This window comes from Streptomyces sp. NBC_00249 (assembly GCF_026342355.1).
Taxonomy (GTDB): domain Bacteria; phylum Actinomycetota; class Actinomycetes; order Streptomycetales; family Streptomycetaceae; genus Streptomyces.
Genome location: NZ_JAPEMV010000008.1, coordinates 472,276 through 480,314, shown reverse-complemented (window position 1 = coordinate 480,314; position 8,039 = coordinate 472,276). Strand labels below are relative to the sequence as shown.

Genomic DNA, 8,039 nt, shown 5'->3' with positions numbered 1-8,039 from the left:
CGAAATCGACAGATAGGCTCGATGAGCTCATCGAGGGCTAGCCTCCGTGAATCCTGGACGGCGCTGAGACTCTGACGTTAAATCGATATCCTGGATCGGTTCACTAGTAGTCGTAGTTGTAAACCTGAGATCCCGTCAAGATGTACTTGGCGGGATCTCAGTGTGTCTTGATGGTGGTAGTTGCCGGCAGCGTCAGTTAAAGCAGTGGTTCATCTACGAAGGCATGTCCAGTAGCTTGGCATGGGACCGGTCTACCGCACCGGAGTTCGTCACTTCGCTGACGGGTGCCGTGGACGCGCTGCGGGCCCTGAACCAGGGGAAGCCGGTTCCGTCCTGCTGACGGGCGGGGTTCCGGGGCGGTCCATGTCGCGCCAGGCGGGGAAGGCCAGCGGGGTCAGCGTCGTCAGGAGGTAGATGCCGGCGAAGAGGAGGAGGGCCACGGTCGCCCCGTACGCGTCGACCAGCAGGCCGGCGGCGAGGCCGCCCATCGGCATCGCCAGCTCGCTGCCCGCCGTGCTCACGCTGGAGACCCGGCTGCGCAGCTCCTCCGGGACCCGCTCGTAGACGACGGTGGTCAGGATCGGGTTGAGCATCCCCACGCCGAGCCCGGACAGGGCCATGGTCACCGCGAGCGGCAGCGGGGTGTCGGTGACGGCGGCGACCACGTAGCGGGGGGCGCCGGCGAGCAGGAAGGCCGCCGCGAACACCGCCCGGCGGGGGAAGCGGGCGCCGAACGCCCCGTAGAGCAGGGCGCCCAGCAGGGCGAAGCCGCCGAAGAGGGACACCATCAGGCCGAGGGAGGCGGGGCCGCCGAGGGCCTCGTTGCCGTGCACGGGCAGCAGGACCGCGGACCAGCCCTGGTCCAGCCCGTTGGTGGCCATCACCATCACGGTGATGCCCAGCAGCAGCCGGGAGCGGGTCAGGAAGGCCCAGCCTTCGCCCAGTTCGGCCCGGTACGAGGCGAACGAGATCTTGCCGGAGGCCGGTTGGGGTTCGGCGGCCGGCACCCCGCGCAGGAAGGCGGCGACGAGGAGCGCGGAGACGGCGAAGCTGGCCGCGTCCAGCAGCAGGGCGGCTTCGGCGCCGAAGACCACGATCAGCAGCCCGGCCAGGGCCGCCCCGATCATCCGGGCGCCGCGGGAGACGCCGTCGTAGAGGCTCGCGGCGCGGGCGACGGTGGTGCCGGCGTGCTCGGCGAGGTTGGGCAGCAGCACGTAGCGGGCGGTCAGGCCCGGGGTGTGCACGAGGCCGCTGACGGCCATCAGCGCGCACAGCATCCAGAACTCCAGCAGGCCCGCGTAGTGCAGGAGGGGGATCGCGCCGACGGAGAGGGCGCAGATCGCGTCGGAGGCGGCGGAGACCCGGCGGCGGCCGATCCGGTCGATGACGGGGCCGCCGACGAGCGCGGCGACGATCACGGGCAGGGTGGCGCAGAAGGCGACGACCCCGGCCCGGCCGGCGCTGTCCGTGGTCTGGAGCACGAACCACGGGACGCCGATGAGGGTGAGTGAACTTCCCGCTATGGAAATGGTGTTGGCGGCCAGGACGGCCGCGAACGGGCGACGGGTCATGCCGCGTGCTGCCGGACGCGGGCGTGGACGTGGGCGGGCTGCATCAGCCGGATCCCGGCGGCGACCAGGGCCTCCCCGGCCCGGTTGCGCAGGGCGGCCAGTGCGGGCGAGGGGACGGGGGCGGCCGGGGCGGCCTCCCGGGCGAGGCGCCAGGCGGCGGCCTCGGCGGCGAGCTCGGCGGTGCGGGTGGCGTGGGTGAGGGTGTGGTCGAAGGTGTGCACGGCAGGACTCCTTCTGGGAAGTGGGGTGGCGGCCTGGGCGAGCGTCTACGCGCGGCTGCGGCGGGGGAAGGCGTGCGTGTGGACGCGTACCGTCTCCATGCCTTCGGCCGGCGGCAGATCGCGGTAGCTGTTGACCAGCTCGTCGACCCTCCGCATCAGTTCGAAGGCCTGGTCGGCGGTCAGGCGCAGCGTGAAGTCGCTGAGCTCCGAGGAGCGGCGCCACTCCCGGGGCCAGTTGTGGGCGTCGCCGAGCCAGGTGCTCACCTCCTGCGTGTGGAACGTCGCGATCTCGTGCAGGAAGGTGTCGGCGGCGCCGCGCGTGGCCGGGTCGCCGTCGTACATCAGCGACTCGTCGAACTGCGTGCCGTCGTGAGCGGCCCGCCACCAGCGCTCGCGGCCCTTGCCGTGCTCGGGTGCGTCCTCCACGAACCCGTGCGCGGCGAGCTGGCGCAGGTGGTAGCTGGTGGCTCCGCTGGACTCGCCGAGCTGCTCCGCCAGTTGGGAGGCGGTGGCCGGGCCGTCGTGGCGCAGGGCGGCGAGCAGGCGCATCCGCAAGGGGTGGGCGAGGCCCCGGAGGGCGCGGGCGTCGAGCGTGCGGACCTTGGGCTCGGCGTGCTGAGGCGGCTCGGCGGGCTGGGTGGGCTCGTTGGGCTCGGGCTTTTCGGGCATGGCTCAACAGTAGAGTTGCAAAGACTCCTATGCAAGGGTTTCTTTGCAACGTCTTCTTTGGAACTCCGGCGAGGGGCGGATCAGTCGTCCGAAGCCGCCTGCTCCACCAGCGGGATGATCCGCAGTGGTACCGGGTTCTCCATCACGATCGCCGTCGACGCCCGCACGATCCCCTCGAAGCCGACCACCCGGTCGATCACCCGCTGGAGGTCCGCGTTCGACCGCGCCACCAGCCGGCACAGCATGTCCCCGTGCCCGGTCGTGGTGTGCAGCTCCAGCACCTCCGGCACCCCGTCCAGGTGGGCCCGTACGTCCGCACCCTGCCCCTGTTTGATCTCCAGGGTGGCGAAGGCCGTCACCGGATACCCCAGCGCCGTCGGGTCGACCTGCGGCCCGAAGCCCCGGATCACCCCGTTCGACTGGAGCCGGTCCAGCCGCGCCTGCACCGTCCCGCGCGCCACCCCGAGCCGCCGCGAGGCCTCCAGGACCCCTATCCGGGGCTCGCGGGCGAGCAGGACGATGAGCCGGCCGTCGAGTTCGTCGATCCCCATGGGTGCCCTCTCCCGAGCTGGTCATACTGCACAGATCTCTCAGTCATCCTGCGGCCGTGCTGGGCATTCTGTACAGGCAAAATGGAAACTATTGCGCAGCTTGTGGAAGGGCGGGACTCTGCGCTCATGACTGAGACCCTCGACACCACCCCGCACACCGCGCGTGAGGCAGACCCCTTCCCGGTGAAGGGCATGGACGCGGTCGTCTTCGCCGTCGGCAATGCCAAGCAGGCCGCGCACTACTACTCGACCGCCTTCGGCATGAAGCTCGTCGCCTACTCCGGACCGGAGAACGGCAGCCGCGAGACCGCCAGCTACGTCCTCACGAACGGCTCCGCGCGTTTCGTCCTCACCTCGGTCATCAAGCCGACGACGGACCACGGCCGCTTCCTCGCCGAGCACGTCACCGAGCACGGTGACGGCGTCATCGACCTCGCCATCGAGGTCCCCGACGTCCGGGCGGCGTACGCGTACGCGGTGGAGCAGGGCGCGCGCGGGCTGGACGAGCCGTACGAGGTCAAGGACGAGCACGGCACCGTGGTGCTGGCGGCCATCGCCACCTACGGCCAGACCCGCCACACCCTGGTCGAGCGCAGCGGCTACGACGGCCCCTACCTGCCGGGCTACGTCGCCGTCGAGCCGATGGTGGCCCCGCCGGCCAAGCGCACCTTCCAGGCCATCGACCACTGCGTGGGCAACGTCGAGCTCGGCCGCATGAACGAGTGGGTCGCCTTCTACAACAAGGTCATGGGCTTCACGAACATGAAGGAGTTCGTGGGCGACGACATCGCGACCGAGTACTCGGCGCTGATGTCGAAGGTCGTCGCCGACGGCACCAAGAAGGTCAAGTTCCCGATCAACGAGCCGGCGATCGCGAAGAAGAAGTCGCAGATCGACGAGTACCTGGAGTTCTACAACGGGCCGGGCGTCCAGCACATCGCGCTCGCCTCGAACGACATCGTCGCGACCGTGCGGACCATGCGCGCGGCGGGCGTCCAGTTCCTGTCCGTCCCGGACTCCTACTACGACACCCTCGGCGAGTGGGTCGGCGACACCCGTGTCCCGATCGACGAGCTGCGCGAGCTGAAGATCCTGGCCGACCGCGACGAGGACGGCTACCTGCTGCAGATCTTCACCAAGCCGGTGCAGGACCGCCCGACGGTCTTCTTCGAGATCATCGAGCGGCACGGCTCCATGGGCTTCGGCAAGGGCAACTTCAAGGCCCTGTTCGAGGCGATCGAGCGCGAGCAGGAGAAGCGCGGCAACCTGTAGTCCGGTCCCGCCATCCGGCTCCCGCCCTGCTGGGTGGGAGCCGGTGCGGCGCCGTTGCCGGGGGCTCCGCCCCCGGACCCCCGCGCCTCAAACGCCGGCGGGGCTGGATTTGCCACCCGGGGCCGGCTTCGCCGGCTTCGGTTTCGGCTTCGGCTTCGGGTTGGGCTTCGGGAGGTCCGGCGGGGTCCACGGCGTGGTCGGCTGCATGTGTTCCGGGCCGCCCGGCGGCGGCTGCCCGACCGACTCCAGGGCCTCCTTCGCGAGGGGCCCCCGCACCGGTGAGAAGCGCGGGTTGGTCCGCATCGCCTCCTGGAGGTGGCGGCGGGCCCCCGCCTCGTCGCCCACACCCCGTTCGATCACCGCCCGGTGGTAGGCGAAGTCCGCGCTCCGCAGCCCCTGTTCGGTCGCCTTCTTCGCGTACTCCAGCGCCGCCGCGTCGTCCCCCGTGCGGTGCAGCGCCCAGCCCAGCGCGTCGGCCACCTGCACGTTCTTGTGCCGGCCCCACTCCGCCGTCAGGCGCCGTACGGCCGACCCCGCGTCGCCGTGGTCCGCCTCGTACAGGCCGAGCACCACCGACTCGTCCACCCCGTCGTGCCCGCCCCGCGCCGCCAGCGCCGCCAGCGTCCCGTACGGGGCGCGCGCCTCCGCCTCCCGCCCCAGCGACTCCAGCAGCTCGCCCAGCTCCAGCGCGAGGCGCGGTTCGGCCGCCCGGCCCAGCGCCAGCCGGTAGTCCCGTACGGCCTCGCCCTCGCGGCCCAGCCCGGCCAGCGCACGGGCCCGCCCGCCCAGCGCCTCGGCCTGCGCGGGGTCCGTCCGCAGCGCGGCCTCGTACTGGCGCAGCGCCTCCGAGGTCTCCCCGCGCTCGAACGACAGCTCCCCGAGCCGGAACAGCACGTACGCCTTCTCCACCGGGGCCTTCGCCGCGCCCGCCGCGTGCTCCAGCGCGACCACCGCGTCCTCGCGCCAGCCCCGGTCCCGGTACACCTGCGCGGCCCGCAGGTATGCGGCCAGGCCCGGGCGGAGCTCCATCAGCCGGTCCATGGCCCGCTGGGCGCCCTTGTAGTCGCCCAGGCCCGTGTACGCGTCCACGAGCACCGGGTACGCCGTCCAGCGCCGCGGCGCCTGCGCCCGTACCAGCTCGCCCCACTTGCGGCCGGTGCCGAAGTCCCGCCGGGCGTTGGCGAGGGCGCCCATGCCCGTCATCGCGTCGAAGTTGCCCTTCTCCACGGGCCGGACCTCCAGCGACCGTTTCAGGGCCTTCTCCGCCTTCGGGTACCAGCCCGAATCGGCCGTCCGGCGCGCCTGTTCCAGGTACGCCGACCCGAGCACCGCCCACGAAGCGTCGTCGTCCGCGTGCCCCGCGAGCCACTTCTCCCGGTCCGCCACCAGCGCCGTCAGGTCCACCGCCGCCGCCGGAGCGCCCAGCCCCACCGCGGACGCGGCCCGTTCGCTCGGGCCCGGCGGGCGCGCGTCGTCGCCCGTACGGGCCGGGCGGATCAGCAGGGCCCCGGCGATCAGGACCACCGCCACCGCGGCCGCCACGACCGTCTTGCGGCCGGTGAAGGTCACGGGCGGCGCGGGCTGCTGCGCTTGCTCGTCGAATCCGTCCATGCGCTCACTGTGCGTCAATATGAAGAGCTCGCGGAGGTGTCCGAAGCCGGTCGCGGCCGTGTTCACACCGATGGCCCCGGGTGCCACCCTGGCCCCATGGACCACCCCACGGCACACGAACTCCACGGACGGCTCCTCGCGCGGCTCCGCGAAGGACTGCCGCCCGAGGCCCTCCTCACCGACCCGCAGGTGACCGCCTCCTACAGCACCGACATGGCCAGCTTCTGCGCCGCCGGCACCCCGGCCGTGGTCGTCCTGCCCCGGACCGTGGAGCAGGTCCAGCACGTCCTGCGCACCGCCACCGCCCTCCGCGTCCCCGTGGTCCCCCAGGGCGCCCGCACGGGACTGTCCGGCGCCGCCAACGCCTCCGACGGCTGCATCGTGCTCTCCCTCGTCAGGATGGACCGGATCCTGGAGATCTCCACCGTCGACCGGATCGCGGTCGTCGAGCCGGGCGTGGTCAACGCGGTCCTCTCACGAGCGGTCGCCGAACAGGGCCTGTACTACCCGCCCGACCCCTCCAGCTGGGAGCAGTGCACCATCGGCGGGAACATCGGCACCGCCTCCGGCGGCCTGTGCTGCGTCAAGTACGGGGTCACCGCCGAGTACGTGCTCGGGCTCGACGTCGTCCTGGCCGACGGCCGGCTCCTGCGCACGGGACGGCGTACCGCCAAGGGGGTCGCCGGATATGACCTGACCCGGCTCTTCGTGGGCTCCGAGGGCAGCCTCGGCGTGGTCGTCCAGGCCGTACTGGCGCTGCGGCCCGCGCCGCCCCGCCAGCTGGCGCTCGCCGCCGAGTTCCCCTCCGTCGCCGCCGCCTGCGAGGCAGTCTGCGCCGTCATGGAGGCGGGGCTGGCGCCCTCGCTGCTGGAGCTGATGGACCGCACCACCGTCCGCGCCGTCAACGCCCTCGGCAAGATGGGGCTGCCCGACAGCACGGAGGCGCTGCTGCTGGCCGCCTTCGACACCCCGGACGCGGCCGCCGGGCTCGCGGCCGTCGGCGAGCTGTGCACGGCCGCCGGCGCCACCGCCGTCGTACCCGCCGAGGACGAGGCGGAGTCGGAACTGCTGCTCCAGGCCCGCCGGATGTCCCTGACCGCGCTGGAGGCGCTGCGCCCCGCGACGATGATCGACGACGTCTGCGTACCCCGGTCGCGGCTCGCCGAGATGCTGGACGGGACCGCGGCCATCGCGCGGGACCACGACCTGCTCATCGGCGTCTGCGCGCACGCCGGGGACGGCAACACCCACCCGGTCGTCTGCTTCGACCCCGCGGACGAGGACGAGGCGCGGCGGGCGCGCGCGTCCTTCGACGAGATCATGGCCCTGGGCCTGGCCCTCGGCGGGACCATCACCGGGGAGCACGGGGTCGGGGTGCTGAAGAAGGAATGGCTGGCCCGCGAACTGGGGCCGGTGGGGCTGGAGATGCAGCGCAACGTCAAGCACGCCTTCGACCCGCTCGGGCTGCTGAACCCCGGCAAGCTCTTCTGAGGGGGCGGGCCGGGCCGTCGGGGCCGTGGTGGCCGTCGGCGCGGTCGTGGGCGTGGTGGGCGTGGTGGTGGTCGTGCTGGTGGTGCTCATCGTCGTGCTCGTCTTCGTCTTCGGGGTGTACAGGTGCTTCGGGGGCCCGGCCGGTGACGCCGGCCTCTCGGCGTCACGCATCACAGGTCACCGTCCGCGGACTCGTCCGAGGGCCACGGGTCGCGCAGCCACAGCTCGTCGGCCGGGGTCGGGGTGAGCAGCTCGGCCAGCGCCGCGTCCAGACCGAGCCGCTCCGCCTCGGTCCCCGGCGGGACCACGCGCAGGGTTCGCTCCAGCCAGGCCGACACGGAGCCCGCCGGGGCCTCCAGCAGGGCGTCACCGTCGGGGGAACTGAGCGCCATGCACAGCACGGACTTGTTGTCGATCTTCGTGGGCCAGATCCGGACGTCTCCGTGGCCGCACGGGCGGAACACCCCCTCGACGAGCAGCTCGCGGGCGAAGGTCCAGTTGACCGGGGTGCTGGAGCCGCTGTGGAAGGTGACGTGCACGGCGTACGGGTCGTCGGTGAGGTAGAGGAGCTTGGCGGGCACGGGGATGCTGCGCTCGGGGGACAGGACCAGCTTCAGTTCCAGCTCGCGCTCGATGACGGGGTGGTGCATGAC

At 72.2% G+C, this 8,039-nt stretch carries 8 protein-coding genes; 2 read left to right on the top strand and 6 right to left on the bottom strand.

Annotation, left to right across the window (positions count from 1 at the left end; all coding sequences use genetic code 11):
* Positions 1 to 269: 269 nt before the first annotated feature.
* From OOK31_RS31930 to OOK31_RS31915, 4 genes are all read right to left on the bottom strand, one after another.
* On the bottom strand, positions 270 to 1,571 hold the full coding sequence (locus OOK31_RS31930; RefSeq protein WP_267090851.1) for an MFS transporter: 1,302 nt from the start codon (positions 1,569 to 1,571) through the stop codon (positions 270 to 272).
* Positions 1,568 to 1,792 carry a hypothetical protein gene (locus tag OOK31_RS31925; RefSeq protein WP_267090850.1) on the bottom strand — a complete coding sequence of 75 codons (225 nt, stop codon included), beginning with the start codon at positions 1,790 to 1,792 and terminating at the stop codon, positions 1,568 to 1,570. Before OOK31_RS31925 ends, OOK31_RS31930 begins: the two co-directional genes overlap by 4 nt.
* A 45-nt stretch (positions 1,793 to 1,837) precedes the next feature.
* The gene (locus OOK31_RS31920) at positions 1,838 to 2,461 is read right to left on the bottom strand and encodes a transcriptional regulator (protein WP_267090849.1); all 624 of its coding nucleotides are present in this window, start codon (positions 2,459 to 2,461) and stop codon (positions 1,838 to 1,840) included.
* Between the two features lie 80 nt (positions 2,462 to 2,541).
* Positions 2,542 to 3,012, bottom strand: a complete 471-nt coding sequence (locus OOK31_RS31915) for an Lrp/AsnC family transcriptional regulator (RefSeq protein ID WP_267090848.1) — start codon at positions 3,010 to 3,012, stop codon at positions 2,542 to 2,544.
* A gap of 126 nt (positions 3,013 to 3,138) precedes the next feature.
* Between OOK31_RS31915 and hppD the strand changes: the two genes are divergently transcribed.
* Positions 3,139 to 4,284: a 4-hydroxyphenylpyruvate dioxygenase gene (hppD, locus tag OOK31_RS31910; RefSeq protein ID WP_267090847.1), complete on the top strand. Its 1,146-nt coding sequence runs from the start codon at positions 3,139 to 3,141 to the stop codon at positions 4,282 to 4,284.
* A gap of 87 nt (positions 4,285 to 4,371) precedes the next feature.
* Here hppD and OOK31_RS31905 read toward each other — a convergent pair whose 3' ends face one another.
* Positions 4,372 to 5,895, bottom strand: a complete 1,524-nt coding sequence (locus OOK31_RS31905; protein ID WP_267090846.1) for a lipopolysaccharide assembly protein LapB — start codon at positions 5,893 to 5,895, stop codon at positions 4,372 to 4,374.
* Between the two features lie 96 nt (positions 5,896 to 5,991).
* Here OOK31_RS31905 and OOK31_RS31900 point away from each other — a divergent pair, with 96 nt between their 5' ends.
* Positions 5,992 to 7,386 (top strand): FAD-binding oxidoreductase, encoded by a 1,395-nt coding sequence (locus tag OOK31_RS31900; RefSeq protein WP_267090845.1) that lies wholly within the window; start codon positions 5,992 to 5,994, stop codon positions 7,384 to 7,386.
* A gap of 170 nt (positions 7,387 to 7,556) precedes the next feature.
* Here the strand turns inward: OOK31_RS31900 and OOK31_RS31895 are convergent, their stop codons facing one another.
* A complete protein-coding gene (locus tag OOK31_RS31895; protein WP_267090844.1) occupies positions 7,557 to 8,036 on the bottom strand; it encodes an SsgA family sporulation/cell division regulator in 480 nt (159 codons plus the stop codon).
* Between the last annotated feature and the right edge of the window lie 3 nt (positions 8,037 to 8,039).

Excerpts from the sequence above, each read along its gene's own strand:
- OOK31_RS31930 (WP_267090851.1), bottom strand. The coding sequence starts at position 1,571 with ATGACCCGTCGCCCGTTCGCGGCCGTCCTGGCCGCCAACACCATTTCC.
- hppD (WP_267090847.1), top strand. The coding sequence starts at position 3,139 with ATGACTGAGACCCTCGACACCACCCCGCACACCGCGCGTGAGGCAGAC.
- OOK31_RS31895 (WP_267090844.1), bottom strand. The coding sequence starts at position 8,036 with ATGCACCACCCCGTCATCGAGCGCGAGCTGGAACTGAAGCTGGTCCTG.
- OOK31_RS31905 (WP_267090846.1), bottom strand. The coding sequence starts at position 5,895 with ATGGACGGATTCGACGAGCAAGCGCAGCAGCCCGCGCCGCCCGTGACC.
- OOK31_RS31915 (WP_267090848.1), bottom strand. The coding sequence starts at position 3,012 with ATGGGGATCGACGAACTCGACGGCCGGCTCATCGTCCTGCTCGCCCGC.
- OOK31_RS31920 (WP_267090849.1), bottom strand. The coding sequence starts at position 2,461 with ATGCCCGAAAAGCCCGAGCCCAACGAGCCCACCCAGCCCGCCGAGCCG.
- OOK31_RS31900 (WP_267090845.1), top strand. The coding sequence starts at position 5,992 with ATGGACCACCCCACGGCACACGAACTCCACGGACGGCTCCTCGCGCGG.